The sequence below is a fragment of the Pseudomonas thermotolerans DSM 14292 genome (assembly GCF_000364625.1).
Taxonomy (GTDB): Bacteria; Pseudomonadota; Gammaproteobacteria; order Pseudomonadales; family Pseudomonadaceae; genus Aquipseudomonas; species Aquipseudomonas thermotolerans.
In genome coordinates this window covers 74642-101493 of record NZ_KB822612.1, presented here as the reverse complement: position 1 = coordinate 101493, position 26852 = coordinate 74642, and the positions used below count along the sequence as shown (strand labels likewise).

Sequence of the window (26852 nt, the reverse complement as noted above, 5' to 3'; positions counted from 1 at the left end):
CCGGATGGGTGATGGTGAAGTCGATGTGAACCGAAAGTTCGAGCGAACTCGTAAAGCCATCTGTCACTGACCCGATTCGAGGTGGCGTGCAGCGCACGATGCCTCAACCGAATTGCTTGACGACCATAGAGCGTTGGAACCACCTGATCCCATCCCGAACTCAGAAGTGAAACGACGCATCGCCGATGGTAGTGTGGGGCCTCCCCATGTGAGAGTAGGTCATCGTCAAGCGCCTATACCGAACCCCCGACCTGGTCTCAGGCCGGGGGTTCTTCTTTGCGCGACGGAAATCGGCCCAGGGAGCTGGGCGATGGCTGGCCGCGAAGTCGTGGTGACTGGTCGCGAATTTCTAGGCAAGCCGAGGCGCCGCCGATATGATGCGTGCCTTGCTGGAGGTGCGGTCGGTATGTTGGCTCTTTTGAAGCTGTTGCAGGATGGTCAGTTCCATTCCGGGACCGAGTTGGGTGAGGCCCTGGGCATTAGCCGCAGCGCCGTCTGGAAGCGCTTGCAGATGCTTGAGGAGGACCTGGCGTTGTCCGTGCACAAGGTGCGCGGTCGCGGCTACCGACTGGCCAGTCCGATTTCCCTGCTAGAGGTCGAGCGTCTGAGGTCGGCCTGCAAAGAGCTGGGTTGGGAGATTTGCTGCTTCGCGCGGATCGACTCCACCAATGCCGAGGCGATGCGGCGTATCTCCAGTGACTCGTTGCCTTGCTTGGTCCTGGCCGACGAGCAGTCTGCCGGACGCGGGCGCCGTGGCCGCAGTTGGGTCAGTCCGTTCGCCGAAAACCTTTACTGCAGTCTGGCGCTGCGTCTGGATGGCGGTGCCCGGCAATTGGAGGGGTTGAGCCTGGTGGTGGGATTGGCCGTCCTGCAGGCTCTGCGAGATGTTGGAGTGGCCGGGGCCGGCCTCAAATGGCCGAACGATGTGTTGGTGGGGGGGCGGAAGATCGCCGGCATCCTGCTGGAGATTTCCGGCGATCCGGCCGACGTCTGTCATGTGGTGATCGGGATCGGCATCAATGCCAATATGCTGACTTCCGAACAGAAGATCGGTCAGCCGTGGACTTCGGTCCGCCTGGAGTCCGGCGAGCTGTGCGACCGCACAGTATTGACCTTATGCCTGATCCGGCGCCTGCACGAATATCTCGGGACCCATAGCATGCAGGGATTCGCTGCGCACAGGGAGGAATGGGAGGCCAACCACCTGTGGCAGAACGAGCGGGTCGTCCTGACCTTCGGGGCGCAACAGGTGGAGGGGATTGTCCTGGGAGTTGATCATCAAGGGGGCTTGCGCTTGCAGACAGGTGCTGGTGAGCAGTGCTACAGCGGTGGCGAGCTCAGTTTGAGGCTGAGCAATGATTCTTGAGCTCGATTGTGGTAACAGCTTCATCAAGTGGCGAGTCCTGACCGCCGAGCAGGGCACGGTTCTCTCTGCAGGCGTGGTGGATTCGGCGGAGCAGTTGCTGGCCGTCCTGGGTGGCATTCCGTCGCTAGCTCTGCGCCATTCGCGCATGGTGAGCGTACGCAGTGACGAGGAGGCTTCCCATCTGGTGGCGTTGATCGCCGAGCGCTACGGGGTGGATACCGCCTGTGCCATGCCTGCGCCGAGCCTGGGAGGGGTGCGCAACGGTTATGCGGACTACCAGCTGCTCGGCCTCGATCGTTGGCTGGCCCTGGTGGGAGCCTATCAGCAGGCCCGGGGTGCCTGTCTGGTTCTCGATCTGGGCACGGCGGTGACCTCGGACTTCGTGGCCGCCGACGGTCAGCATCTGGGTGGCTTCATCTGCCCCGGCATGCCGCTGATGCGCCATCAGCTGCGAACCCATACCCGGAGGATTCGTTACGACGATGCGGCGGCTGAAGAGGCGCTGCATTCCCTGGAGCCTGGGTGTTCGACCGTGGAGGCGGTGGAGCGAGGCTGCACCCTGATGCTGCGCGGTTTCGTGCACACCCAGTTGGACATGGCGCAACAGTACTGGGGTAAGGATTTCCAAGTATACCTGACCGGCGGGGATGCTTCCCTGGTAGAGGAGATGCTGCCGGATGCGCGGGTGGTGCCGGATCTGATCTTTGTCGGCCTGGCAATCGCCTGCCCCCTGCGTTGAGGTTCTGTCGTCATGCGTTGGTTGTTTCTGCTGCTTCTGGTCTTGAATCTCTTTTATTACGTCTGGCATCAGCAGCAGACTCCGTTGCGCGCCAAGGAAGTGCCTCCGATGCTGCTGTATCAGGGGGCGAAGGAGGATATTCGCCTGCTGAGCGAGAGCGACAAGCTTCCTGCGCGGCGCCTGACGCAAGCTCCGGCGGAGCGCGCGCCCAATATCGAGCCGGAGGCTTGCCTGTTCCTCGGAGGGTTCGAGGAGGAGGCAACGGGCAAGGCAGTGGAACAGCGCCTGCTGAGTCTGGATGTGCATTCCGAGTTGCGGGCGATCGATGCCCCGGCAAGTGTCGACTACTGGGTGTACCTGGCGCCACTGGCATCCCGTGAGGCTTCCATTCGCCAGCTCAAGGAGCTGCAGGCGCGGCACATCGACAGCTACATCATTACCCAGGGGGATCTGGTCAACGGTATCTCGCTGGGGATCTTCCCGCGCAGCGAATCGGCCGAGGCCGTCATGCAACGTCTGATGGATGCGGGCTACGAGCCGCTGATGCGCGAACTGCCGCGCGCGCACCGTAGTTACTGGGTTCGCGTGGCCCCCGGCAGTCGGCGTTTGGTAGATGACGAAATGCTGCGAAAGCTGGCCGTGGACTTCTCCGGTTTGCACCATCAAATAATGCCGTGCGAAAGCGTTGCAAGCGCCCGATAGTTTGCATAGAATGGCGCCCGCTTCACGAGGGTGGCTCTTCTAGGGTGCTCCGCGAAGAAACTGTCAGCGTTGGTAACCTCAAGATTTAATTGAGAAAATGCTTGACAGAAGGGTGAGCGGCGATGAAAATGCCGGCTCCCGATTGGAGGGGTTCCCGAGTGGCCAAAGGGATCAGACTGTAAATCTGACGTCTACGACTTCGAAGGTTCGAATCCTTCCCCCTCCACCAGATTTAGCGTGAGCTGCAGGCTCCGCGGGTATAGTTCAGTGGTAGAACCTCAGCCTTCCAAGCTGATGATGCGGGTTCGATTCCCGCTACCCGCTCCAGGTTTGCTGTTTATGCGAAGTGTTAGGCTCATGTAGCTCAGCTGGTAGAGCACACCCTTGGTAAGGGTGAGGTCAGCGGTTCAAATCCGCTCATGAGCTCCAATCTCAAAGGCAGATATGAAAGTATCTGCCTTTGTTTTAATGGTGACTTTTACTCGAACCAATAGTGTGAGGGGAGACGGTCCAGATGGCTAAGGAAAAGTTTGAACGTACAAAACCGCACGTCAACGTCGGCACCATCGGTCACGTTGACCACGGTAAAACCACTCTGACCGCTGCCATTGCGACTGTCTGCGCTCAGACCTGGGGTGGCGAAGCCAAGGGTTACGACCAGATCGACAACGCTCCGGAAGAAAAAGCCCGCGGTATCACCATCAATACCTCGCACGTCGAGTACGACTCGCCGAGCCGCCACTACGCGCACGTCGACTGCCCTGGTCACGCTGACTATGTGAAGAACATGATCACCGGTGCTGCGCAGATGGACGGCGCCATCCTGGTTTGCTCGGCTGCCGACGGCCCCATGCCGCAGACCCGCGAGCACATCCTGCTGTCCCGTCAGGTAGGCGTTCCCTACATCGTCGTGTTCCTGAACAAGGCCGACATGGTTGACGACGCCGAGCTGCTGGAGCTGGTCGAGATGGAAGTTCGCGATCTGCTGTCCACCTACGACTTCCCGGGCGACGACACCCCGATCATCGTGGGTTCCGCACTGATGGCCCTGAATGGTCAGGACGACAACGGCCTGGGCGTCAGCGCCGTGAAGAAGCTGGTGGAAACCCTGGACAGCTACATCCCGGAACCGGTGCGTGCCATCGACCAGCCGTTCCTGATGCCGATCGAGGACGTGTTCTCGATCTCCGGTCGCGGTACCGTGGTGACCGGTCGTGTCGAGCGTGGCGTGATCAAGGTTGGCGAAGAGATCGAAATCGTTGGTCTGCGTCCGACTGCCAAGACCACCTGCACTGGCGTGGAAATGTTCCGCAAGCTGCTCGATGAAGGTCGTGCTGGCGAGAACATCGGCGCCCTGCTGCGCGGCACCAAGCGTGACGAAGTGGAGCGCGGTCAGGTTCTGGCCAAGCCGGGCACCATCAAGCCGCACACCAAGTTCGAGTGCGAAGTGTACGTGCTGAGCAAGGAAGAAGGTGGTCGTCATACCCCGTTCTTCAAAGGCTACCGTCCGCAGTTCTACTTCCGTACCACCGACGTGACCGGCAACTGCGAACTGCCGGAAGGCGTGGAAATGGTGATGCCGGGTGACAACATCAAGATGACCGTCACCCTGATCGCTCCGATCGCCATGGAAGAAGGTCTGCGCTTCGCGATCCGCGAAGGCGGTCGTACCGTCGGTGCCGGCGTCGTCTCCAAGATCGTCGAGTAATCGGTTGATCTTCCGCTCTCAGGCCGGCATAATGGCCGGCCTGATTTTGATACAGGTCAGTAGCTCAATTGGCAGAGCGACGGTCTCCAAAACCGTAGGTTGGGGGTTCGATTCCCTCCTGACCTGCCAACTTCCTCCCTCCGGGTTGGCTGTCTTTCACAGGATCCTCGTAAATGAATGCTAAGGCTGAGGCCAAAGATTCACGCCTCGATCTGCTGAAGTGGCTGGTTGTCGCCGCTCTGGTGGCCGTCGGTGTGGTTGGTAATCAGTACTTCTCCAGCGAGCCGATTCTGTACAGGGTTCTCGCGCTGGTGGTTCTTGCTGGCATCGCCGGCTTCGTGGCTCTGCGGACTGCCAAGGGTCAGCAGTTCTTCGCGCTGCTGAAAGAAGCTCGCATTGAGATTCGCAAGGTGGTCTGGCCGACTCGCCAGGAGACTACTCAGACGACCCTGATCGTCGTAGCGGTGGTGCTCGTGATGGCGCTGCTGCTGTGGGGGCTGGACTCCCTGTTGGGTTGGCTCGTTTCTTTGATTGTTGGTTAAGGGTGTCCCGTGGCTAAGCGTTGGTACGTCGTGCATGCTTACTCGGGTTACGAGAAGCATGTCATGCGTTCGTTGATCGAGCGCGTGAAGCTGGCCGGTATGGAAGACCTGTTCGGCGAGATTCTGGTGCCCACCGAGGAAGTGGTGGAAATGCGCAATGGCCAGAAGCGCAAGAGCGAGCGCAAGTTCTTCCCCGGCTATGTGCTGGTTCAAATGGAGATGAACGAGGCTACTTGGCACCTGATCAAGGACACTCCGCGTGTCATGGGCTTCATCGGCGGTACCGCCGACAAGCCGGCGCCGATTACCGAGAAGGAAGCCGAGGCCATCCTACGTCGCGTCGCCGACAGTGGCGACAAGCCGAAGCCGAAGACTCTCTTCGAGCCCGGTGAGGTGGTGCGGGTAATCGATGGTCCGTTCGCCGATTTCAATGGTGTAGTTGAAGAGGTCAACTACGAGAAAAGCCGAATTCAGGTTGCTGTTACCATTTTCGGTCGTTCTACCCCGGTCGAGCTGGAATTCAGCCAGGTCGAGAAGGTGTAGGCGGGAAAACTTGTCCCGCACCCCGCAGTCGCTGACTGCGGGGTTTTGTCGTCACTGGGGCAAATGGTTGTTTAATCAGGGGAGCCGCAAGGCGTTATCACCCTCAATTGGAGTAGCTCATGGCTAAGAAAATCCAGGCTTATATCAAGCTGCAAGTGAAGGCCGGTCAGGCCAACCCGTCGCCGCCCGTTGGCCCGGCTCTGGGTCAGCACGGCGTGAATATCATGGAGTTCTGCAAGGCGTTCAACGCTAAGACCCAGGGCCTTGAGCCGGGGCTGCCGACTCCGGTGATCATCACCGTCTACAGCGACCGTAGCTTCACCTTTGAAACCAAGAGCACCCCCGCTTCGGTTCTGCTGAAGAAGGCTGCCGGCATTCAGAGCGGCTCCAGCCGCCCGAACACTCAGAAAGTGGGCACCGTGACCCGTGCTCAGCTGGAAGAGATCGCCAAGGCCAAGCAAGCCGACCTGACCGCTGCCGACCTGGATGCCGCCGTGCGCACCATCGCTGGTGCCGCGCGCAGCATGGGCCTGAACGTGGAGGGTGTATAAGATGGCCAAGTTGACCAAGCGCCAGAAGGCCATCGCGGCCAAAGTCGAAGCCGGTAAGGCCTATTCCATCGAGGAAGCCGCCAAGCTGCTGACCGAGCTGTCCACTGTCAAGTTCACCGAGTCCTTCGATGTCGCCGTGAACCTGGGCGTCGATCCGCGTAAATCCGATCAGGTCGTGCGCAGCGCCACCGTGCTGCCCCACGGCACTGGCAAGACCGTGCGCGTCGCCGTGTTTACCCAGGGCCCGGCCGCCGAAGCTGCCCTGGCTGCCGGTGCCGACCGCGTCGGTATGGACGACCTGGCTGCCGAGATGAAGAGCGGCGAGCTGAACTACGACGTGGTCATCGCTTCTCCGGACGCGATGCGTGTCGTCGGTCAGCTGGGTCAGGTGCTGGGCCCCCGCGGCCTGATGCCGAACCCGAAAGTCGGTACCGTGACTCCCGACGTGGCCAGCGCCGTGAAGAACGCCAAGGCCGGTCAGATCCGCTACCGTACCGACAAGAACGGTATCATCCATGCTTCCGTCGGCAAGGTCGGCTTCGACGCCGTCAAGCTGAAGGAGAACGTGGAGGCGCTGCTGGCCGACCTGAAGCGTCTGAAGCCGGCTTCGTCCAAGGGTGTGTACGTGAAGCGCGTGACCCTGAGCACCACCATGGGCCCGGGTCTGCTGATCGACCAGGCCTCGCTCGAGGCGTGATGATGACGGCTGGCGGAAGCGCTTCCGCCAGCCAACGAGATTGGGGTCCCTGCCTGGCGGGGGCTGTCCAAGACCGTAGGTGGCGCAAGCCTTAAACCCGGGATAGGTCCCGGAGCCTACGCAGATGGTGCTCCCGATTCTACCGAATCAGACACCAAAGCCCGTCCGGCTCCGGCTGGACGAAACGGTAACATCCAGGAGTAAACCCGTGGCAATTAAACTCGAAGACAAGAAGGCCATCGTCGCTGAAGTCAACGAGGCTGCCAAAGCTGGTCTGTCCGCCGTCGTGGCCGATGCCCGTGGCGTGACTGTCAGCGCTATGACCGGACTCCGTAAAGAGGCCCGCGAAGCCGGCGTGTACGTGAAAGTCGTGCGTAACACCCTGCTCAAGCGCGCCGTTGAAGGCACTCAGTTCGAAGTGCTCAGCGACGTGTTCAAAGGCCCGACCCTGATTGCCTTCTCCAACGAGCATCCGGGCGCTGCCGCCCGCATCTTCAAGGAGTTCGCCAAGGGTCAGGACAAGTTCGAGATCAAGGCGGCCGCGTACGAGGGTCAGTTCCTCGCAGCCAACCAGATCGACGTTCTGGCTTCCCTGCCGACCTACGACGAAGCCATTGCTCAGCTGATGAGCGTCATCCAGGGCGCTACCAGCAAGCTGGCTCGTACTCTGGCGGCGATTCGCGATCAGAAAGAAGCTGCTGCTGCCTAAGGCTGCATAAGCACTTTCGAACTCACATGTTTAATTTGATGGCTGCCTAAGCCGTCACCCCAATACAGGAATTAGAGTCATGGCTCTGACCAACGAAGACATCATCAACGCCGTATCCGAAATGACCGTCATGCAGGTCGTCGAACTGATCAAGGCGATGGAAGAGAAGTTCGGTGTTACCGCTGCTGCCGCCGTTGCTGCCGCTCCGGCTGCCGGCGCTGCCGCTGCTGCTGAAGAGCAGACCGAGTTCACCATCGTCCTGGCCGACGCCGGCGACAAGAAAGTGAACGTCATCAAGGTGGTGCGCGAGCTGACCGGCCTGGGCCTGAAAGAAGCCAAGGCTGTGGTCGACGGCGCCCCGGGCGTGGTCAAGGAAGGCGCTTCGAAAGAAGAAGCCGAAGCAGCCAAGAAGGCTCTGGAAGAAGCTGGCGCCAAAGTCGAGCTCAAGTAAGCGACGACCTTGCGTCTACGGCCCGAGCGTTAAGCAGAAGGCTGGCGGCTGGTGGCTCTTGCCACCGGCCTTTTTCCGTTATGGGCGGTTTGTCGAAAGGCCTTCCGCCCGTGACCGGAACCCCGCCATGAGGCGGCGCAAACCCTGGGGTTTGCACGATTTTCTGGCCGTTCCCGCCGGGTGCGGCCAAACAAGCAGGTGACCAAGCTGGGGAACGCTGATGGCTTACTCATACACTGAGAAAAAACGTATCCGCAAGGACTTTAGCAAGTTGCCGGACGTGATGGATGTGCCTTACCTCCTGGCCATCCAGCTGGATTCGTACCGCGAATTCCTGCAGCAAGGGGTGAGCAAAGAACAGCTCCGCGACGTTGGCCTGCATGCGGCCTTCAAGTCCGTTTTCCCGATCATCAGTTACTCCGGCAACGCGGCCCTCGAATACGTCGGCTATCGCCTGGGTGAACCGGCGTTCGACGTCAAGGAGTGCGTGCTGCGTGGCGTGACCTACGCCGTGCCGCTGCGCGTGAAGGTACGCCTGATCATCTTCGACAAGGAGTCGTCGAACAAGGCGATCAAGGACATCAAGGAACAGGAAGTCTACATGGGGGAAATCCCCCTGATGACCGAGAACGGTACCTTCATCATCAACGGTACCGAGCGCGTCATCGTTTCCCAGCTGCACCGTTCCCCGGGCGTGTTCTTCGACCACGACCGAGGCAAGACCCACAGCTCCGGCAAGCTGCTGTACTCCGCTCGCATCATCCCCTACCGCGGTTCCTGGCTGGACTTCGAGTTCGACCCGAAGGATGCGGTGTTCGTGCGTATCGACCGTCGCCGCAAGCTGCCGGCCACCGTCCTGCTGCGCGCGCTGGGCTACAGCACCGAGGAAATCCTCGACATCTTTTACGACACCAACGTGTTCCACGTGAAGGAAAACGGCCTGCGCCTGGAACTGGTGCCGCAGCGCCTGCGTGGTGAAGTGGCCGCCTTCGACATCAAGGATGCCAGCGGCAAGGTCATCGTCGAGCAGGGCCGTCGTATCACCGCCCGCCACATCAACCAGCTGGACAAGGCCGGTATCAAGGAGCTGGAGGTCCCGATCGACTACGTGATCGGTCGTACCACCGCCAAGGCCATCGTGCACCCGTCCACTGGCGAAATCCTCGTCGACTGCAACACCGAGCTGACCGCCGAGCTGCTGGCGAAGATCGCCAAGGCCAACGTGGTGCGCATCGAGACCCTGTACACCAACGACATCGACTGCGGTCCGTTCATCTCCGACACCCTGAAGATCGACTCCACCACCAACCAGCTGGATGCCCTGGTGGAGATCTATCGCATGATGCGTCCCGGTGAGCCGCCGACCAAGGATGCCGCCGAGACCCTGTTCAACAACCTGTTCTTCAGCGCCGAGCGTTACGACCTGTCCGCGGTCGGCCGCATGAAGTTCAACCGCCGCATCGGTCGCACCGAGATCGAAGGCCCGGGTGTGCTCAGCAAGGAAGACATCGTCGACGTGCTGAAGACCCTGGTCGACATCCGTAACGGCAAGGGCATCGTCGACGACATCGACCACCTGGGCAACCGTCGCGTGCGCTGCGTGGGCGAGATGGCCGAGAACCAGTTCCGCGTTGGCCTGGTGCGCGTCGAGCGTGCGGTCAAGGAACGCCTGTCCATGGCGGAAAGCGAAGGCCTGATGCCGCAGGACCTGATCAACGCCAAGCCGGTGGCGGCGGCGGTCAAGGAGTTCTTCGGTTCCAGCCAGCTCTCGCAGTTCATGGACCAGAACAACCCGCTGTCCGAGATCACCCACAAGCGCCGCGTCTCCGCGCTCGGCCCAGGCGGTCTGACCCGCGAACGTGCCGGTTTCGAGGTGCGTGACGTGCACCCGACCCACTACGGCCGCGTGTGCCCGATCGAGACCCCGGAAGGTCCGAACATCGGTCTGATCAACTCCCTGGCCACCTACGCCCGCACCAATAAGTACGGCTTCCTGGAAAGCCCGTATCGAGTGGTCAAGGACGGCAAGGTGACCGACGAGATCGTCTTCCTCTCGGCCATCGAAGAGGCCGACCACGTGATCGCCCAGGCGTCCGCGACCCTGGACGAGGAAGGCCGTCTGGTGGACGAGCTGGTGGCCGTGCGTCACCTCAACGAGTTCACTGTGAAGGCGCCGGAAGACGTCACCCTGATGGACGTCTCGCCCAAGCAGGTGGTCTCCGTCGCCGCCTCGCTGATTCCGTTCCTCGAGCACGACGACGCCAACCGTGCGCTCATGGGATCGAACATGCAGCGTCAGGCCGTGCCGACTCTGCGCTCCGACAAGCCGCTGGTGGGTACCGGCATGGAGCGCAACGTCGCTCGTGACTCCGGCGTCTGTGTGGTAGCCCGTCGTGGCGGGGTGATCGACTCGGTCGACGCCAGCCGCATCGTGGTTCGCGTACAGGACGACGAGGTGGAGACCGGCGAAGCAGGTGTGGACATCTACAACCTGACCAAATACACCCGCTCCAACCAGAACACCTGCATCAACCAGCGTCCGCTGGTGAAGAAGGGTGACGTGGTGGCCCGCGGTGACATCCTTGCCGACGGCCCGTCCACCGACATGGGCGAGCTGGCCCTGGGGCAGAACATGCGCGTCGCGTTCATGCCCTGGAACGGCTTCAACTTCGAGGACTCCATCTGCCTGTCCGAGCGTGTGGTGCAGGAAGACCGCTTCACCACCATCCACATCCAGGAACTGACCTGTGTGGCCCGCGACACCAAGCTCGGCCCGGAGGAAATCACCTCGGACATCCCGAACGTCGGTGAGGCCGCGCTGAACAAGCTGGACGAAGCCGGTATCGTCTACGTCGGTGCCGAGGTCGGCCCAGGCGACATCCTGGTCGGCAAGGTCACCCCGAAGGGCGAGACCCAGCTGACTCCGGAAGAGAAGCTGCTGCGCGCGATCTTCGGCGAGAAGGCCTCCGACGTGAAGGACACCTCCCTGCGCGTGCCGACCGGCACCAAGGGCACCGTGATCGATGTCCAGGTGTTCACCCGTGACGGCGTGGAGCGCGACAGCCGCGCCCTGGCCATCGAGAAACAGCAGCTGGACCAGATCCGCAAGGACCTGAACGAGGAGTTCCGCATCGTCGAAGGCGCCACCTTCGAGCGTCTGCGTTCGGCCCTGGTGGGCGCCACCGCTGAAGGCGGCGCCGGCCTGAAGAAGGGCACAGTGATCACCGACGAGATTCTCGACGGTCTGGAGCGCAGCCAGTGGTTCAAGCTGCGCATGGCCGACGACGCGTTGAACGAGCAGCTGGAGAAGGCCCAGGCCTACCTCTCCGACCGCCGTCAGCTGCTCGACGAGAAGTTCGAGGACAAGAAGCGCAAGCTGCAGCAGGGCGATGATCTGGCGCCGGGCGTGCTGAAGATCGTCAAGGTCTACCTGGCCATCAAGCGCCGCATCCAGCCGGGCGACAAGATGGCTGGCCGCCACGGTAACAAGGGTGTGGTCTCGGTGATCATGCCGGTGGAAGACATGCCCTACGACGAGCATGGCGTGCCGGTGGACATCGTCCTCAACCCGCTGGGCGTGCCGTCGCGCATGAACGTCGGGCAGATCCTCGAGACCCACCTGGGCCTGGCGGCCAAGGGGCTGGGCGACAAGATCAACCGCATGCTCGAAGAGCAGCGCAAGGTCGCCGAGCTGCGCCAGTTCCTCAACCAGATCTACAACGAGATCGGCGGTCGCAAGGAAAACCTCGACGAGCTCTCGGACGACGAAATCGTCGCCCTGGCCAACAACCTGAAGGGCGGCGTTCCCATGGCCACCCCGGTGTTCGATGGTGCCAAGGAGCACGAGATCAAGGCCATGCTGCGTCTGGCGGACCTTCCGGAAAGCGGTCAGATGCGTCTGTACGACGGCCGCACCGGCAATCCGTTCGAGCGTCCGACCACCGTCGGCTACATGTACATGCTGAAGCTGAACCACCTGGTCGACGACAAGATGCACGCGCGTTCCACCGGCTCCTACAGCCTGGTCACCCAGCAGCCGCTGGGCGGTAAGGCGCAATTCGGTGGCCAGCGTTTCGGGGAGATGGAAGTCTGGGCGCTGGAAGCCTACGGTGCCGCCTACACCCTGCAGGAAATGCTGACCGTGAAGTCGGACGACGTGAACGGTCGTACCAAGATGTACAAGAACATCGTGGATGGCGATCACCGCATGGAGCCGGGCATGCCCGAGTCCTTCAACGTGCTGATCAAAGAGATCCGTTCGCTCGGCATCGACATCGATCTGGAAACCGAATAACACGTGATGCGTATCGGGAGCGGGGCAGTCCTCGCTCCCGCTCCGTCAGGAGGAAAGGCCTTGAAAGACCTACTGAATCTGCTGAAAAACCAGGGTCAAATCGAAGAGTTCGACGCCATCCGTATCGGCCTGGCCTCGCCCGAAATGATCCGCTCGTGGTCGTTCGGTGAAGTGAAGAAGCCGGAGACCATCAACTACCGCACCTTCAAGCCGGAGCGCGATGGTCTGTTCTGCGCCAAGATCTTCGGTCCGGTGAAGGACTACGAGTGCCTGTGCGGCAAGTACAAGCGCCTCAAGCACCGCGGCGTGATCTGCGAGAAGTGCGGCGTGGAAGTGGCCCTGGCCAAGGTGCGTCGCGAGCGCATGGCGCACATCGAGCTGGCCTCCCCGGTGGCCCACATCTGGTTCCTCAAGTCGCTGCCGTCGCGCATCGGCCTGCTGCTGGACATGACCCTGCGCGACATCGAACGCGTGCTCTACTTCGAGAGCTACGTGGTGATCGACCCGGGCATGACCACCCTGGAGAAGGGCCAACTCCTCAACGACGAACAGTACTTCGAGGCCATCGAGGAGTTCGGTGACGACTTCGACGCCCGCATGGGCGCCGAGGCGGTGCGCGAGCTGCTCGCCGCCATCGACCTGGACCACGAGATCGCCCGCCTGCGCGAGGAGATCCCGCAGACCAACTCCGAAACCAAGATCAAGAAGCTCTCCAAGCGCCTGAAGCTGATGGAGGCCTTCAAGGACTCCGGCAACCGTCCCGAGTGGATGGTGCTGACCGTCCTGCCGGTGCTGCCGCCGGATCTGCGTCCCCTGGTCCCGCTGGACGGTGGCCGCTTTGCGACCTCCGACCTGAACGATCTGTATCGTCGCGTCATCAACCGCAACAACCGTCTGAAGCGCCTGCTCGACCTGGCTGCGCCGGACATCATCGTGCGCAACGAGAAGCGCATGCTGCAGGAAGCGGTCGACGCGCTGCTCGACAACGGCCGTCGCGGCCGCGCCATCACCGGCTCCAACAAGCGCCCGCTGAAGTCCCTGGCCGACATGATCAAGGGCAAGCAGGGTCGCTTCCGTCAGAACCTGCTGGGTAAGCGCGTCGACTACTCCGGCCGTTCCGTGATCACCGTGGGCCCGACCCTGCGCCTGCACCAGTGCGGTCTGCCCAAGAAGATGGCCCTGGAGCTGTTCAAGCCGTTCATCTTCGGCAAGCTGGAAGCCCGTGGTCTGGCCACCACCATCAAGGCCGCGAAGAAGATGGTGGAGCGCGAGCTGCCCGAGGTCTGGGACGTGCTCGCCGAGGTGATCCGCGAACATCCGGTACTGCTCAACCGTGCGCCGACCCTGCACCGTCTGGGTATCCAGGCCTTCGAGCCGGTGCTCATCGAAGGTAAGGCCATCCAACTGCACCCGCTGGTCTGTGCCGCGTACAACGCTGACTTCGACGGTGACCAGATGGCTGTGCACGTGCCGCTGACCCTCGAGGCTCAGCTGGAAGCCCGCGCCCTGATGATGTCCACCAACAACGTGCTGTCCCCGGCCAACGGCGACCCGATCATCGTGCCGTCCCAGGACGTGGTGCTGGGTCTCTACTACATGACCCGCGAAGCGGTGAACGCTAAGGGCGAAGGCCGTGTGTTCGCCGACCTGCAGGAAGTCGACCGGGTGTTCCGCGCCGGCGAGGCCTCCCTGCACGCCAAGGTCAAGGTGCGCATCAACGAAACCATCAAGCACAAGGACGGCAGTCTGGAAAACCGCACCCGCATCGTCGATACCACCGTCGGTCGCGCGCTGCTGTTCCAGATCGTTCCGGCAGGTCTGCCCTTCGATGTGGTCAACCAGCCCATGAAGAAGAAGGCGATCTCCAAGCTGATCAACCAGGCCTACCGCACCGTCGGCCTGAAGGAGACCGTCATCTTCGCCGACCAGCTGATGTACACCGGTTTCGCCTTCTCCACCCTGTCCGGCGTATCCATCGGTGTCAACGACTTCGTCATCCCGGAAGAGAAGGCGCGCATCATCGAGGCCGCCACCGCCGAGGTGAAGGAGATCGAGTCCCAGTACGCCTCCGGTCTGGTAACCCAGGGCGAGAAGTACAACAAGGTGATCGACCTCTGGTCCAAGGCCAACGACGAGGTGTCCAAGGCGATGATGGCCAATCTCTCCAAGGAGAAGGTCATCGACCGCGAGGGCAAGGAAGTCGAGCAGGAGTCCTTCAACTCCATGTACATGATGGCCGACTCCGGTGCCCGTGGTTCGGCCGCGCAGATCCGCCAGCTGGCCGGCATGCGTGGCCTGATGGCCAAGCCGGACGGCTCGATCATCGAGACCCCGATTACCGCGAACTTCCGCGAAGGCCTGTCGGTTCTGCAGTACTTCATCTCCACCCACGGTGCCCGTAAGGGTTTGGCGGATACCGCACTGAAGACCGCGAACTCCGGTTACCTGACCCGTCGTCTGGTCGACGTGGCCCAGGACCTGGTGGTGACCGAGCACGACTGCGGCACCGAGCAGGGCCTGGTGATGACTCCGCACATCGAAGGCGGCGACGTGGTCGAACCGCTCGGCGAGCGCGTGCTGGGCCGGGTGATCGCCAAGGATGTGTTCAAGCCGGGTAGCGACGAGGTGCTGGTTCCGGCCGGCACCCTGATCGACGAGAAATGGGTCGAGTTCATCGAGCTGAACAGCATCGACGAAGTGGTGGTACGCTCGCCGATCACCTGCGAAACCCGTTACGGCATCTGCTCCAAGTGCTACGGCCGCGACCTGGCGCGTGGTCACCTGGTCAACATTGGTGAAGCGGTCGGCGTCATCGCCGCCCAGTCGATCGGCGAGCCGGGTACCCAGCTGACCATGCGTACCTTCCACATCGGTGGTGCGGCAAGCCGGACCTCCGCGGTGGACAGCGTGCAGACCAAGAACGGTGGCATCGTCCGCCTGCACAACCTGAAGTACGTCGAGCGTGCCGACGGCGCGTTGATCGCCGTGTCCCGCTCCGGCGAGCTGGCCATCGCCGATGACTTCGGTCGCGAGCGCGAACGCTACAAGCTGCCCTATGGTGCGGTGATCTCCGTCAAGGAAGGCGACAAGGTCGATCCGGGCGCCATCGTCGCCAAGTGGGACCCGCACACCCACCCGATCGTCACCGAGATGGCCGGTACTGTGACCTTCGTGGGCATGGAGGAGGGCATCACCATCAAGCGCCAGACCGACGAACTGACTGGTCTGACCAACATCGAGGTGATGGACCCGAAAGACCGTCCGGCCGCCGGCAAGGACATCCGTCCGGCCGTCAAGCTGGTCGACGCTAACGGCAAGGACCTGCTGCTGCCGGGTACCGACGTACCGGCTCAGTACTTCCTGCCGGCCAACGCCCTGGTCAACCTGACCGACGGTGCCAAGGTGGGCGTGGGTGACGTGATCGCCCGTATTCCGCAGGAAACCTCGAAGACTCGCGACATTACCGGTGGTCTGCCGCGCGTTGCCGATCTGTTCGAGGCCCGCCGTCCGAAGGAGCCGGCGATCCTCGCGGAAATCAGTGGCACCATCAGCTTCGGCAAGGAGACCAAGGGCAAGCGTCGTCTGGTCATCACCCCGAACGATGGCAGCGAGCCGTACGAGGAGCTGATTCCGAAGTGGCGCCATCTGAACGTCTTCGAGGGCGAGCAGGTGAACCGCGGCGAGGTGATCTCCGACGGTCCGAGCAACCCGCACGACATCCTGCGCCTGCTGGGTGTCAGCGCGCTGGCCAAGTACATCGTCAACGAAATCCAGGACGTGTACCGTCTGCAGGGCGTGAAAATCAACGACAAGCACATCGAGACCATCCTGCGTCAGATGCTGCGGAAGGTGGAAATCACCGAAGCCGGCGACTCCAGCTTCATCAAGGGCGATCAGGTCGAGCTGACTCAGGTGTTGGAGGAGAACGAGAAGCTGGCTGCGGAAGACCGCTTCCTCGCCAAGTACGAGCGCATCCTGCTGGGTATCACCAAAGCCTCGCTGTCCACCGAGTCGTTCATCTCCGCGGCGTCCTTCCAGGAGACCACTCGCGTCCTCACCGAGGCGGCGGTTACCGGCAAGCGCGACTTCCTGCGCGGCCTGAAGGAGAACGTGGTGGTCGGTCGTCTGATTCCGGCTGGTACCGGTCTGGCCTACCACAGCGAGCGCAAGCGCAAGCGGGATGCTGGCAAACCGGTGCAGGTGAGTGCCAGCGAGGCGGAAGCCCAGCTGTCCGAAGCGCTGAACAACCTGTAAGGGACGTCAGGAAAGTGTCGGGTCCCGCGGCCATGAGCGCTGCGGGACCTGCCTTGACGGGGTGTTGCAAGCTCTTTAGACTCTTGTACCCCTAAATTTGGCAGGGCGTCTTGCTCTGCCATTTTGTTTATGTCGAAAGACAACAGTGGAGCTATAGATGGCAACTATCAACCAGCTGGTACGCAAGCCGCGCAAGCGTCTCGTCGACAAGAGCGACGTGCCTGCGCTGCAGAACTGCCCCCAGCGTCGTGGCGTATGCACCCGCGTGTATACCACCACGCCGAAGAAACCGAACTCCGCACTGCGTAAGGTGTGCCGTGTTCGTCTGACCAACGGCTACGAAGTCACCTCCTACATTGGCGGTGAAGGCCACAACCTGCAGGAGCACAGCGTGGTGCTGATCCGTGGCGGTCGTGTGAAGGACCTCCCCGGTGTGCGTTATCACACCGTGCGCGGCTCGCTGGACACCACCGGCGTCAAGGACCGCAAGCAGGGCCGTTCCAAGTACGGCGCCAAGCGTCCGAAGTAATCCTTTTCATTTGTTCGAGTCGATAAGAGTAAGGTCGGGCGTGGCCGTTCAGGGCCCAGTCCCGAGCTAACCTGAAGACCGTTAGAGGGCTTATCAATGCCAAGACGTCGTGTAGCAGCCAAGCGTGAGATCCTGGCTGATCCGAAATACGGAAGCCAGATCCTCGCCAAATTCATGAACCACGTGATGGAAAGCGGCAAGAAGGCCGTTGCCGAGCGTATCGTCTACGGTGCGCTGGAAACCGTCAAAAGCCGCAAGAACGGCGATCCCCTGGAGATCTTCGAAAAAGCTCTCGATGCCATCGCTCCGCTGGTCGAAGTCAAGTCCCGCCGTGTAGGCGGTGCTACCTACCAGGTTCCGGTCGAGGTTCGTCCGTCCCGTCGCAACGCCCTGGCCATGCGCTGGCTGGTGGAAAGTGCGCGCAAGCGTGGTGAGAAGTCCATGGCTCTGCGCCTGGCTGGCGAGCTGCTGGATGCCTACGAAGGTAAAGGTGCTGCGGTGAAGAAGCGCGAAGACGTGCACCGTATGGCCGAAGCCAACAAGGCGTTCTCGCACTACCGCTTCTAATTTCAGCGCCAATCTATTTGCGAGGGCTTTATGGCTCGTACTACCCCGATCAACCTTTACCGCAACATCGGTATTTGTGCGCACGTCGATGCGGGCAAGACCACTACGACCGAGCGCGTGCTGTTCTACACCGGTGTTAACCACAAGCTCGGTGAGGTTCACGACGGCGCGGCTACCACCGACTGGATGGTGCAGGAGCAGGAGCGTGGTATCACCATTACCTCCGCTGCTGTGACCGCCTTCTGGGCTGGTTCCCGTAAGCAGTACAAGAACCACCGCATCAACGTTATCGACACCCCCGGTCACGTGGACTTCACCATTGAGGTGGAGCGCTCCCTGCGCGTGCTGGACGGTGCCGTGGTGGTGTTCTGTGGTACTTCCGGCGTTGAGCCGCAGTCCGAGACCGTCTGGCGTCAGGCCAACAAGTACGGCGTACCGCGTATCGTGTACGTCAACAAGATGGACCGCCAGGGTGCCAACTTCCTGCGCGTGATCGAGCAGATCAAGAAGCGTCTGGGTCACACCCCGGTTCCGCTGCAGCTGCCGATCGGTGCCGAGGACAACTTCCAGGGCCAGATCGACCTGATCAAGATGAAGGCGATCTACTGGAACGACGCCGACAAGGGCATGACCTTCCGCGAGGAGGAGATCCCCTCCGAGCTGCGTGACCTGGCCGAGGAATATCGCTCCAACCTGGTCGAGGCTGCCGCCGAAGCCAACGAAGAGCTGATGAACAAGTACCTGGAAGAAGGCGAGCTGTCCGACGAGGAGATCAAGGCTGGTCTGCGTCAGCGTACCCTGGCCTGCGAGATCGTTCCGGCGGTCTGCGGTTCCTCCTTCAAGAACAAGGGCGTTCCCCTGGTTCTCGACGCAGTCATCGACTACCTGCCGTCGCCGACCGACATTCCCGCCATCAAGGGCACCAGCCCGGACGACGAGACTGTCGTGGACGAGCGCCGCGCCAGCGACGACGAGCCGTTCTCCGCTCTGGCCTTCAAGATCGCTACCGACCCCTTCGTCGGTACCCTGACCTTCGTGCGCGTCTACTCGGGCTTCCTGAGCTCCGGTGACTCCGTGCTCAACTCGGTCAAGGGCAAGAAGGAGCGCATCGGCCGTATGGTGCAGATGCACGCCAACCAGCGTGACGAGATCAAGGAAGTGCGTGCTGGCGACATCGCCGCGCTGATCGGCATGAAGGACGTCGCCACCGGTGACACTCTGTGCGATCCGGATAACCCGATCGTCCTCGAGCGCATGGACTTCCCGGAGCCGGTGATCCACGTCGCCGTGGAGCCGAAAACCAAGGCCGACCAGGAAAAAATGGGTATCGCGCTGGGCAAACTGGCTCAGGAAGACCCGTCCTTCCGCGTCAAGACCGATGAAGAATCCGGCCAGACCATCATCGGTGGTATGGGTGAGCTGCACCTGGATATCATCGTTGACCGTCTGAAGCGCGAATTCGGCGTCGAAGCCAACATCGGTAAGCCTCAGGTGGCCTACCGCGAAGCCATCCGCAACAAGTGCGAGATCGAAGGCAAGTTCGTTCGCCAGTCCGGTGGCCGCGGTCAGTTCGGTCACTGCTGGATCCGCTTCGAACCGGCCGAGGAAGGCGTCGAAGGTCTGGAGTTCCACAACGAGGTCGTGGGTGGTGTGGTTCCGAAGGAATACATCCCGGCGATCCAGAAGGGTATCGAAGAGCAGATGAAGAACGGCGTGCTCGCCGGCTATCCGCTCCTCGGCCTGAAGGCGACCGTGTTCGACGGTTCCTACCACGATGTAGACTCGAACGAAATGGCGTTCAAGATCGCGGCGTCCATGGCGACCAAGCAGCTGTCCCAGAAGGGTGGCGCCGTACTGCTTGAGCCGATCATGAAGGTCGAAGTCGTGACTCCTGAAGAGTACATGGGTGACGTGATGGGCGACCTGAACCGTCGTCGTGGCCTGATCCAGGGTATGGAAGACAGCGTCTCCGGCAAGATCATCCGCGCCGAAGTGCCGCTGGGTGAGATGTTCGGCTACGCTACCGACGTTCGTTCCATGTCTCAGGGTCGCGCGAGCTACTCCATGGAATTCTCGAAGTACGCGGAAGCTCCGGCTAACATCGCCGAAGCTATCATCAAAAAACAAGGTTGATTCAGCCCTTTAAGTAAGAGGTTTACTGTCGTGGCTAAGGAAAAATTTGAACGTACAAAACCGCACGTCAACGTCGGCACCATCGGTCACGTTGACCACGGTAAAACCACTCTGACCGCTGCCATTGCGACTGTCTGCGCTCAGACCTGGGGTGGCGAAGCCAAGGGTTACGACCAGATCGACAACGCTCCGGAAGAAAAAGCCCGCGGTATCACCATCAATACCTCGCACGTCGAGTACGACTCGCCGAACCGCCACTACGCGCACGTCGACTGCCCCGGCCACGCTGACTATGTGAAGAACATGATCACCGGTGCTGCGCAGATGGACGGCGCCATCCTGGTTTGCTCGGCTGCCGACGGCCCCATGCCGCAGACCCGCGAGCACATCCTGCTGTCCCGTCAGGTAGGCGTTCCCTACATCGTCGTGTTCCTGAACAAGGCCGACATGGTTGATGATGCCGAGCTGCTGGAACTGGTCGAGATGGAAGTTCGCGACCTGCTGTCCACCTACGACTTCCCGGGCGACGACACCCCGATCATCGTGGGTTCCGCACTGATGGCCCTGAATGGCCAGGACGACAACGGCCTGGGCGTCAGCGCCGTGAAGAAGCTGGTGGAAACCCTGGACAGCTACATTCCGGAACCGGTGCGTGCCATCGACCAGCCGTTCCTTATGCCGATCGAGGACGTGTTCTCGATCTCCGGTCGCGGTACCGTGGTGACCGGTCGTGTCGAGCGTGGCGTGTCTGTTTTCGCCAAGACCACCTGCACTGGCGTGGAAATGTTCCGCAAGCTGCTCGATGAAGGTCGTGCCGGCGAGAACATCGGCGCCCTGCTGCGCGGCACCAAGCGTGACGAAGTGGAGCGCGGTCAGGTTCTGGCCAAGCCGGGCACCATCAAGCCGCACACCAAGTTCGAGTGCGAAGTGTACGTGCTGAGCAAGGAAGAAGGTGGTCGTCATACCCCGTTCTTCAAAGGCTACCGTCCGCAGTTCTACTTCCGTACCACCGACGTGACCGGCAACTGCGAACTGCCGGAAGGCGTGGAAATGGTGATGCCGGGTGACAACATCAAGATGACCGTCACCCTGATCGCTCCGATCGCCATGGAAGAAGGTCTGCGCTTCGCTATCCGCGAAGGCGGTCGTACCGTCGGCGCCGGCGTCGTCTCCAAGATCGTCGAGTAATCGAGATCGCGGTAAGTGAAAAGGAAAAGGCCCCGGTCGGGGCCTTTTCTGTTTGCTGGTCATTCATTGACACCCTTGGGGCGCATCCGTACAATTGCGCCTCCCTTTATCGGGCGTAGTCCGTCCGGGGGAAAGGCAACTTCGAGTCTGAGGTCAAAATGCAAAACCAACAAATCCGTATTCGGTTGAAGGCTTTTGACCATCGCCTGATCGATCAATCCACCCAGGAAATCGTGGAAACCGCGAAACGTACTGGTGCTCAGGTGCGTGGTCCGATTCCTCTGCCGACTCGCAAGGAGCGTTTCACCGTTCTGATTTCTCCGCACGTCAACAAGGACGCGCGAGATCAGTACGAGATTCGCACTCACAAGCGCGTGCTGGACATCGTTCAGCCGACCGACAAGACCGTCGATGCGCTCATGAAGCTGGACCTTGCAGCTGGCGTGGAAGTACAGATCAGCCTCGGCTAAAACCCTTGGTTTTGGTCGTGTAACGCTCTGAAATGGGCGGCCATAGCGGGTGAAAGCCCCGTACACTCATGAGGTTACAACATGACTATTGGTGTAGTCGGTCGTAAGTGCGGCATGACCCGCATTTTCACCGAGGAAGGTGTCTCCATTCCGGTTACGGTCATCGAGGTCGAGCCGAATCGCGTCACCCAATTCAAAACTGAAGAAAGCGACGGTTACCGTGCCGTGCAGGTTACCGTGGGCGAGCGTCGTGCTTCCCGCGTTAGCAAGCCCCAGGCCGGTCACTTCGCCAAGGCGAACGTCGCTGCCGGTCGCACCGTCCTTGAGTTCCGCCTTGAGGAAGGCGAATACAAGGTCGGCGATCAGATCGATGTCAGTATCTTCCAGGCGGGCCAGCTGGTCGACGTGACCGGTCAGTCCAAGGGTAAAGGTTACGCCGGTACCATCAAGCGCTGGAACTTCCGTGGTCAGGACAACACCCACGGTAACTCCGTTTCCCACCGCGTTCCGGGCTCCATCGGCCAGTGCCAGACTCCTGGTCGTGTGTTCAAGGGTAAGAAAATGTCCGGTCACCTGGGTGCTGAGCGCGTGACCGTGCAGTCCCTGGAAGTGGTTCGCGTTGATGCTGAACGCAATCTGCTGCTGGTCAAGGGGGCCATTCCTGGCGCTCCGGGCGGCGACGTGATCGTGCGTCCCGCTGTTAAGGCTCGCGGTTAAGGGGATACTGACATGCAACTGAATGTTAATGGCGCACAGGCGATCGAAGTTTCCGAGCGCACCTTCGGTGGTGAGTTCAACGAGACCCTGGTACACCAGGCTGTCGTAGCCTACCTGGCCGGTGCCCGTCAGGGCAGCAAGAAGCAGAAGACCCGTTCCGAAGTGGCTGGTGGCGGCAAGAAGCCGTGGCGTCAGAAGGGTACTGGTCGTGCCCGTGCCGGCTCCGCTACTGGTCCGCTGTGGCGTGGTGGCGGCGTGACCTTCGCTGCTCGTCCGCAGGATCACTCCCAGAAGCTCAACAAGAAGATGTACCGCGCTGCTCTGCGCTCCATCCTCTCCGAGCTGGTTCGTCAGGATCGTCTGGTGGTGGTGGAAGACTTCTCTGTCGAAGCTCCGAAAACCAAGGCGTTGCTGAGCAAGCTCAATGGCCTGGGGCTGAACGACGTGCTGATCGTTTCCGACTCGGTCGACGAGAATCTGTACCTGGCCGCGCGTAACCTGCCCCATGTCGACGTGCGTGACGTGCAGGGTTCCGATCCTGTCAGTCTGATCGCCTTCGACAAGGTTCTGGTGACCGTGCCTGCCGTGAAGAAATTCGAGGAGCTGCTGGGATGAACCAGGAACGCGTATTCAAAGTGCTGCTTGGCCCGCACATCTCCGAGAAGGCCACGGTTCTGGCCGAGAAGAAAGGCCAGTTCGTTTTCAAGGTTGCCACTGATGCAACCAAGCTGGAAATCAAGAAGGCCGTCGAAAGCCTGTTCAACGTGAAGGTCGACAGCGTCACTACCCTGAATGTCCAGGGCAAGACCAAGCGCACCGTTCGCGGTCTGGGCAAGCGCAACGACTGGAAGAAGGCGATCATCGCCCTTCAGCCCGGCCAAGATCTCGATTTCACCAGCAGTGCTGAGTAAGGAAGGGGTGCATCATGGCAATCGTTAAATGCAAGCCGACTTCCGCTGGCCGCCGTTTCGTGGTCAAGGTCGTCAGCCCGGAGCTGCATAAGGGCGCTCCCTATGCTCCGCTGCTGGAGAAGAAGTCGAAGACCGGCGGTCGTAACAACAACGGTCGTATCACCACCCGTCACATCGGTGGTGGTCACAAGCAGCACTATCGTCTGATCGATTTCCGTCGCAACAAGGATGGCATTCCGGCCATCGTCGAGCGCATCGAATACGATCCGAACCGTACTGCGCACATCGCCCTGCTGAAATACGCCGATGGCGAGCGTCGTTACATCATCGCCCCGAAAGGCGTGAGTGCTGGTGACCAGCTGATCTCCGGCGCCATGGCGCCGATCAAGGTTGGCAACACCCTGCCGCTGCGCAACATCCCGGTCGGCTCCACCGTCCACGGCGTTGAGCTGAAGCCGGGCAAAGGCGCGCAAATCGCCCGTTCCGCCGGCGCTTCGGTGCAGGTGGTGGCTCGTGAAGGCGCCTACGTGACCGTGCGTCTGCGCTCCGGCGAAATGCGCAAGGTGCTGGCCGAGTGCCGTGCCACCCTGGGCGAAGTGTCCAACCCCGAGCACAGCCTGCGCTCGCTGGGCAAGGCCGGTGCCAAGCGCTGGCGCGGTGTTCGTCCGACCGTGCGTGGTGTGGCCATGAACCCGGTCGACCACCCGCATGGTGGTGGTGAGGGTCGTACCTCCGGTGGTCGTCATCCGGTGTCGCCGTGGGGCTTCCCGACCAAGGGTGCGAAGACTCGTGCCAACAAGCGCACCGACAACATGATCGTCCGTCGTCGCAAGTAATTAGAGGGATAGGACAGTGCCACGTTCTCTGAAAAAAGGTCCTTTCATCGATCTTCACCTGCTGAAGAAGGTCGAGGCGGCGGTGGAAAAGAACGATCGCAAGCCGGTGAAAACCTGGTCGCGCCGTTCGATGATCCTGCCGCAGATGGTCGGTCTGACCATCGCTGTGCATAACGGTCGTCAGCATGTCCCGGTCCTGGTGAGCGAAGACATGGTCGGCCACAAACTCGGCGAGTTCGCTGCTACCCGCACCTATCGCGGTCACGCTGCGGACAAGAAAGCCAAGCGCTAAGGGGTAAGGAAAGATGGAAGTAGCCGCTAAGCTGTCGGGCGCTCGAATCTCCGCCCAGAAAGCCCGCTTGGTTGCCGACCAGATCCGCGGGAAGAAGGTGGGCGATGCGCTCAACCTCCTGGCTTTCAGCAACAAGAAAGCCGCCGAGATCATCAAGAAGGTGCTGGAGTCGGCTGTGGCCAACGCCGAGCACAACGAGGGCGCCGATGTGGACGACCTGAAGGTCTCCACCATCTTCGTCAACGAAGGGCGTTCGCTGAAGCGCATCATGCCGCGGGCCAAGGGCCGCGCTGATCGCATCGTCAAGCGGTCTTGCCATATCACTGTCAAGGTTGCGGACAAGTAACGGAGTCGATCAGATGGGTCAGAAAGTACATCCCGTTGGCATCCGCCTGGGAATCGTCAAGGATCATACTTCCGTCTGGTATGCAGACGGTCGGACTTACGCGGACTACCTGTTCGCGGATCTGAAAGTCCGTGAGTATCTCCAAGACAAACTAAAAAGCGCGTCCGTAAGCCGCATCGATATCCACCGCCCGGCCCAGACCGCGCGGGTTACCATCCACACTGCTCGTCCCGGCATCGTGATCGGCAAGAAGGGTGAGGATGTCGAGAAGCTGCGTCAGGACCTGACCAAGCAACTGGGTGTGCCGGTGCACATCAACATCGAGGAAATCCGCAAGCCGGAACTCGATGCCATGCTGGTTGCGCAGAGCGTGGCCCAGCAGCTTGAGCGTCGCGTGATGTTCCGTCGCGCCATGAAGCGCGCCGTGCAGAACGCCATGCGTATCGGTGCCAAGGGCATCAAGATCCAGGTGAGTGGTCGTCTCGGCGGTGCGGAAATCGCCCGTACCGAGTGGTATCGCGAAGGGCGTGTGCCGCTGCACACCCTGCGCGCCGACATCGACTATGCCACCTACGAAGCGCACACCACCTACGGTGTGATCGGTGTGAAGGTTTGGATCTTCAAGGGTGAGGTCATTGGTGGCCGCCAGGAAGAGCTGAAGCCTGTCGCTCCGGCGCCTCGCAAGAAAGCTGCTAAATAAGGGGAGTACGCAAAATGCTGCAACCTAAGCGTACAAAATTCCGCAAGCAGATGACCGGCCACAACCGTGGTCTGGCTCATCGCGGTAGCAAGGTCAGCTTCGGCGAATTTGCGCTGAAGTCTGTTTCCCGCGGTCGTCTCACCGCTCGCCAAATCGAGTCCGCCCGTCGCGCCCTGACCCGTCACGTCAAGCGTGGCGGCAAGATCTGGATCCGCGTCTTCCCGGACAAGCCGGTTACCAAGAAGCCCCTGGAAGTGCGTATGGGTAAAGGTAAGGGTAGCGTCGAGTACTGGGTAGCCCAGATCCAGCCGGGCAAGGTGCTCTACGAGATCGAAGGTGTTTCCGAAGAGCTGGCGCGCGAGGCCTTTGCGCTGGCCGCTGCCAAGCTGCCCCTCGCCACCACCTTTGTTAAGCGGACGGTGATGTGATGAAAGCGAATGAACTTCGTGGTAAATCCGCGCAGGAGCTGAACGAGCAGCTGCTCGCTCTGCTGCGCGACCAGTTCAATCTGCGCATGCAGAAGGCGACTGGCCAGTTGGGGCAGACTCACCTGCTCTCGCAAGTTAAGCGTGACATCGCTCGCGTGAAAACTGTGCTCACTCAGCAGGCAGGTAAGTAATCATGGCTGAAGCTCAGAAAACCGTCCGCACGCTGACCGGCCGTGTTGTCAGCGACAAAATGGACAAGACCATCACCGTGCTGATCGAGCGTCGCGTGAAGCACCCGATCTACGGTAAGTACGTCAAGCGTTCGACCAAACTGCACGCCCATGACGAAAACAACCAGTGCCGCGTAGGCGATACCGTCTCCATCCGCGAGACTCGCCCGCTGGCCAAGACCAAGTCTTGGACCCTGGTTGAGATCGTCGAACGCGCAGTCGAAGTCTAAGAGCTTAGGGTCGGAGAAATTTTATGATTCAGACTCAATCCATGCTCGATGTGGCTGATAACAGTGGCGCGCGTCGTGTTATGTGCATCAAGGTGCTCGGCGGTTCCCACCGCCGGTACGCTGGTATCGGCGACATCATCAAGGTGACCGTGAAGGAAGCCATTCCGCGCGGTAAGGTGAAGAAAGGCCAGGTGATGAACGCTGTCGTGGTTCGCACCCGTCACGGCGTGCGTCGTCCCGACGGTTCCATCATCCGCTTCGACGGCAACGCTGCTGTTCTGCTGAACAACAAGCAGGAGCCGATCGGCACCCGTATCTTCGGGCCCGTGACCCGTGAGCTTCGTTCCGAGAAGTTCATGAAGATCGTCTCGCTCGCCCCTGAAGTGCTGTAAGGAGATCCGAAATGCAAAAGATTCGTCGCGACGACGAGATCATCGTGATCGCCGGCAAGGACAAGGGCAAGCGTGGCAAGGTGCTGAAGGTGCTCGCCGACAACCGCGTGGTTGTCGGTGGCGTCAACCTGGTCAAGCGCCACACCAAGCCGAATCCGATGTCGGGCGTTCAGGGCGGTATCGTCGAGAAAGAAGCACCCCTGCACGTTTCCAACGTTGCCATCTTCAATCCGGAAACCAACAAGGCTGACCGCGTTGGCTTCAAGGTCGAAGACGGCAAGAAGATTCGTGTCTTCAAGTCCACCCAGAAGCCGGTTGGCGCTTGAG

The 26852-nt window shown here is 61.0% G+C and carries 29 protein-coding genes, 4 tRNA genes and 1 rRNA gene; all 34 read left to right on the top strand.

The annotated features are described in order from the left end of the window. Window positions 1-115 precede the first annotated feature (115 nt). A 5S ribosomal RNA gene (rrf, locus tag H165_RS0112030) occupies window positions 116-231 on the top strand. Between the two features lie 175 nt (window positions 232-406). Next, a complete protein-coding gene (gene birA, locus H165_RS0112025) occupies window positions 407-1366 on the top strand; it encodes a bifunctional biotin--[acetyl-CoA-carboxylase] ligase/biotin operon repressor BirA (protein ID WP_017939184.1) in 960 nt (319 codons plus the stop codon). Continuing rightward, entirely contained in the window at window positions 1356-2105 is a 750-nt protein-coding gene (locus H165_RS0112020) for a pantothenate kinase (RefSeq protein WP_017939183.1), read from the top strand. The genes birA and H165_RS0112020 overlap by 11 nt, the downstream gene beginning before the upstream one ends. A gap of 12 nt (window positions 2106-2117) precedes the next feature. After that, complete coding sequence (locus H165_RS0112015) at window positions 2118-2807, top strand: SPOR domain-containing protein (RefSeq protein ID WP_017939182.1); 690 nt, start codon at window positions 2118-2120, stop codon at window positions 2805-2807. 144 nt (window positions 2808-2951) lie between these two features. Then, window positions 2952-3036, top strand: a tRNA-Tyr gene (locus tag H165_RS0112010). Window positions 3037-3060: 24 nt separating this feature from the next. Continuing rightward, window positions 3061-3134, top strand: a tRNA-Gly gene (locus H165_RS0112005). A gap of 26 nt (window positions 3135-3160) precedes the next feature. Then, window positions 3161-3236 (top strand) — tRNA-Thr (locus H165_RS0112000). 85 nt (window positions 3237-3321) lie between these two features. Continuing rightward, window positions 3322-4515: an elongation factor Tu gene (gene tuf, locus H165_RS0111995; protein WP_017939181.1), complete on the top strand. Its 1194-nt coding sequence runs from the start codon at window positions 3322-3324 to the stop codon at window positions 4513-4515. 53 nt (window positions 4516-4568) lie between these two features. Then, a tRNA-Trp gene (locus H165_RS0111990) sits at window positions 4569-4644 on the top strand. A gap of 44 nt (window positions 4645-4688) precedes the next feature. Next, a complete protein-coding gene (secE, locus tag H165_RS0111985) occupies window positions 4689-5057 on the top strand; it encodes a preprotein translocase subunit SecE (protein WP_017939180.1) in 369 nt (122 codons plus the stop codon). Window positions 5058-5066: 9 nt separating this feature from the next. Then, on the top strand, window positions 5067-5600 hold the full coding sequence (nusG, locus tag H165_RS0111980) for a transcription termination/antitermination protein NusG (protein WP_026146582.1): 534 nt from the start codon (window positions 5067-5069) through the stop codon (window positions 5598-5600). Window positions 5601-5719: 119 nt separating this feature from the next. Beyond that, window positions 5720-6151, top strand: coding sequence for a 50S ribosomal protein L11 (gene rplK, locus H165_RS0111975; RefSeq protein ID WP_017939178.1), 432 nt, complete (start codon window positions 5720-5722; stop codon window positions 6149-6151). 1 nt (window position 6152) lies between these two features. Further along, on the top strand, window positions 6153-6848 hold the full coding sequence (gene rplA, locus H165_RS0111970) for a 50S ribosomal protein L1 (protein WP_017939177.1): 696 nt from the start codon (window positions 6153-6155) through the stop codon (window positions 6846-6848). A gap of 208 nt (window positions 6849-7056) precedes the next feature. Further along, window positions 7057-7557: a 50S ribosomal protein L10 gene (gene rplJ / locus H165_RS0111965; RefSeq protein ID WP_017939176.1), complete on the top strand. Its 501-nt coding sequence runs from the start codon at window positions 7057-7059 to the stop codon at window positions 7555-7557. A gap of 79 nt (window positions 7558-7636) precedes the next feature. Further along, window positions 7637-8008, top strand: coding sequence for a 50S ribosomal protein L7/L12 (rplL, locus tag H165_RS0111960; protein WP_017939175.1), 372 nt, complete (start codon window positions 7637-7639; stop codon window positions 8006-8008). A 220-nt stretch (window positions 8009-8228) separates the two neighbouring features. Then, the gene (gene rpoB, locus H165_RS0111955; protein WP_026146581.1) at window positions 8229-12302 is read left to right on the top strand and encodes a DNA-directed RNA polymerase subunit beta; all 4074 of its coding nucleotides are present in this window, start codon (window positions 8229-8231) and stop codon (window positions 12300-12302) included. Window positions 12303-12362: 60 nt separating this feature from the next. Continuing rightward, a complete protein-coding gene (rpoC, locus tag H165_RS0111950; RefSeq protein WP_017939173.1) occupies window positions 12363-16556 on the top strand; it encodes a DNA-directed RNA polymerase subunit beta' in 4194 nt (1397 codons plus the stop codon). Window positions 16557-16713: 157 nt separating this feature from the next. Beyond that, the gene (rpsL, locus tag H165_RS0111945) at window positions 16714-17085 is read left to right on the top strand and encodes a 30S ribosomal protein S12 (protein ID WP_017939172.1); all 372 of its coding nucleotides are present in this window, start codon (window positions 16714-16716) and stop codon (window positions 17083-17085) included. A gap of 96 nt (window positions 17086-17181) precedes the next feature. Beyond that, window positions 17182-17652 (top strand): 30S ribosomal protein S7, encoded by a 471-nt coding sequence (rpsG, locus tag H165_RS0111940; RefSeq protein WP_017939171.1) that lies wholly within the window; start codon window positions 17182-17184, stop codon window positions 17650-17652. A gap of 30 nt (window positions 17653-17682) precedes the next feature. Next, window positions 17683-19785 carry an elongation factor G gene (gene fusA, locus H165_RS0111935; RefSeq protein ID WP_017939170.1) on the top strand — a complete coding sequence of 701 codons (2103 nt, stop codon included), beginning with the start codon at window positions 17683-17685 and terminating at the stop codon, window positions 19783-19785. 30 nt (window positions 19786-19815) lie between these two features. Further along, window positions 19816-20973 (top strand): elongation factor Tu, encoded by a 1158-nt coding sequence (tuf, locus tag H165_RS0111930; protein ID WP_017939169.1) that lies wholly within the window; start codon window positions 19816-19818, stop codon window positions 20971-20973. Between the two features lie 158 nt (window positions 20974-21131). After that, entirely contained in the window at window positions 21132-21443 is a 312-nt protein-coding gene (gene rpsJ / locus H165_RS0111925) for a 30S ribosomal protein S10 (protein ID WP_003103876.1), read from the top strand. An 81-nt stretch (window positions 21444-21524) separates the two neighbouring features. Next, window positions 21525-22160, top strand: coding sequence for a 50S ribosomal protein L3 (gene rplC, locus H165_RS0111920; protein WP_026146580.1), 636 nt, complete (start codon window positions 21525-21527; stop codon window positions 22158-22160). 12 nt (window positions 22161-22172) lie between these two features. Beyond that, entirely contained in the window at window positions 22173-22775 is a 603-nt protein-coding gene (gene rplD / locus H165_RS0111915; RefSeq protein WP_017939167.1) for a 50S ribosomal protein L4, read from the top strand. After that, complete coding sequence (rplW, locus tag H165_RS0111910; protein WP_017939166.1) at window positions 22772-23071, top strand: 50S ribosomal protein L23; 300 nt, start codon at window positions 22772-22774, stop codon at window positions 23069-23071. Before rplD ends, rplW begins: the two co-directional genes overlap by 4 nt. A 14-nt stretch (window positions 23072-23085) precedes the next feature. Further along, window positions 23086-23907 carry a 50S ribosomal protein L2 gene (gene rplB / locus H165_RS0111905; RefSeq protein ID WP_017939165.1) on the top strand — a complete coding sequence of 274 codons (822 nt, stop codon included), beginning with the start codon at window positions 23086-23088 and terminating at the stop codon, window positions 23905-23907. A 16-nt stretch (window positions 23908-23923) separates the two neighbouring features. Continuing rightward, complete coding sequence (gene rpsS / locus H165_RS0111900) at window positions 23924-24199, top strand: 30S ribosomal protein S19 (RefSeq protein WP_017939164.1); 276 nt, start codon at window positions 23924-23926, stop codon at window positions 24197-24199. Between the two features lie 13 nt (window positions 24200-24212). Beyond that, window positions 24213-24545 carry a 50S ribosomal protein L22 gene (gene rplV / locus H165_RS0111895; protein ID WP_017939163.1) on the top strand — a complete coding sequence of 111 codons (333 nt, stop codon included), beginning with the start codon at window positions 24213-24215 and terminating at the stop codon, window positions 24543-24545. Between the two features lie 13 nt (window positions 24546-24558). Beyond that, window positions 24559-25245: a 30S ribosomal protein S3 gene (rpsC, locus tag H165_RS0111890; protein ID WP_017939162.1), complete on the top strand. Its 687-nt coding sequence runs from the start codon at window positions 24559-24561 to the stop codon at window positions 25243-25245. Window positions 25246-25259: 14 nt separating this feature from the next. Then, window positions 25260-25673, top strand: coding sequence for a 50S ribosomal protein L16 (gene rplP, locus H165_RS0111885; RefSeq protein WP_017939161.1), 414 nt, complete (start codon window positions 25260-25262; stop codon window positions 25671-25673). Beyond that, window positions 25673-25864, top strand: a complete 192-nt coding sequence (gene rpmC / locus H165_RS0111880; protein ID WP_017939160.1) for a 50S ribosomal protein L29 — start codon at window positions 25673-25675, stop codon at window positions 25862-25864. Before rplP ends, rpmC begins: the two co-directional genes overlap by 1 nt. A 2-nt stretch (window positions 25865-25866) precedes the next feature. Beyond that, window positions 25867-26133, top strand: a complete 267-nt coding sequence (rpsQ, locus tag H165_RS0111875) for a 30S ribosomal protein S17 (RefSeq protein WP_017939159.1) — start codon at window positions 25867-25869, stop codon at window positions 26131-26133. A 23-nt stretch (window positions 26134-26156) separates the two neighbouring features. Next, window positions 26157-26525 (top strand): 50S ribosomal protein L14, encoded by a 369-nt coding sequence (gene rplN, locus H165_RS0111870; protein WP_017939158.1) that lies wholly within the window; start codon window positions 26157-26159, stop codon window positions 26523-26525. Window positions 26526-26536: 11 nt separating this feature from the next. Continuing rightward, entirely contained in the window at window positions 26537-26851 is a 315-nt protein-coding gene (gene rplX, locus H165_RS0111865) for a 50S ribosomal protein L24 (protein WP_017939157.1), read from the top strand. The last annotated feature ends 1 nt before the right edge of the window (window position 26852 follow it).